The sequence below is a fragment of the Streptomyces sp. RP5T genome (assembly GCF_003933965.1).
Classification (GTDB): domain Bacteria; phylum Actinomycetota; class Actinomycetes; order Streptomycetales; family Streptomycetaceae; genus Streptomyces.
This window is the reverse complement of record NZ_RSAJ01001150.1, coordinates 1-1,030: the sequence shown is the minus strand read 5'-3', so window position 1 is coordinate 1,030 and position 1,030 is coordinate 1. Positions and strand designations below refer to the sequence as shown.

The window sequence follows — 1,030 nt, the reverse complement described above, 5'->3', positions numbered from 1 at the left end:
GTGCAGGTCTGAGCCTCTACCAAGTGGTCCGAGAACTGCAGACCCTCCTCGCCACCTGGACCGGCGCCTGCCCCACCTGCCACCGAGACATACCCACACCACTACGAACCTGACCAAACCCTACTAGTCAGGGAGGCGACCTCGTCGCTGATGGGCTGCCTCGCGCACCGCTACGGGCTGGAGGTCAGGGCATTGCACTCGTGCTGGCAGTGTGGGTGTCGATGAGGGTGTGGGGCACACATGTCGTTCCAGTCTTCTCAGTGATCTTTCGATAATCTGATGCCGGGGTAGGTGATCGGCTGTCCAGCGGGCACTGGAGAGCGTTCACGGGCTCAGAATCGAGGAACGTCGACCTGGCATGCGGTCGCGCACCGGTCCGGGTGACATGGTGGGCACTTCTCGCCAGAACCCAGCTTGCCAAGCGTGCGGAACCTCGGGTTTCGGCTCGCAGCCGGGGGAGCCCGGCCCGCACTCGCCGTACCACTCGGGCGGACTCCGACGACCGCGAGCAGGAACATCCGGTGTGGTGGGTGCGGTGGACTCCTCAGCGTGTCGAAGCAGGTCGAGCAGACTCGTACTGTACGTGGGAACGGACAGTCGCAGCCCGGAGACGGTTCTACCTCCTCATCCCCTGTTGCTGCTGCGGCTCACCCTGCTGCCACCGGGGAGGCTGGGCAGAACTCTCCCCCGGGGCCTGCCGATCCTGCTGTCCCAGACTGGCCGCCGCGGCCACCCCGGAGACCGGCGCATCGTGCCAAGCCCTCGGAGTGGCCGGCACGCCGAACTGGGCACCGCCTGCCGGCTGACGATGCACCGCCGGAGGAGCGTGCACTCCCAGAGCATGGTCGAGCGAGGGAAGCTGCCCGCCCCCACCCGGCAGCGGGGTACTCGGCCCCTGATATCCGTAACCCGACGGGACACCGCCCGCCGGCTGACGATGCACCGCCGGAGGAGCGTGCACTCCCAGAGCATGGTCGAGCGAGGGAAGCTGCCCGCCCCCACCCAGCAGCGGGGTACTCGACCCCTGATA

The 1,030-nt window shown here is 67.5% G+C and carries 1 protein-coding gene; it reads left to right on the top strand.

Going from position 1 to position 1,030, the window contains the following annotated elements; genetic code table 11:
- Nucleotides 1–826 precede the first annotated feature (826 nt).
- Nucleotides 827–1,030 (top strand): hypothetical protein (locus EHS43_RS47280; protein ID WP_221740830.1); only part of this gene is annotated, 204 nt, incomplete at its 3' end.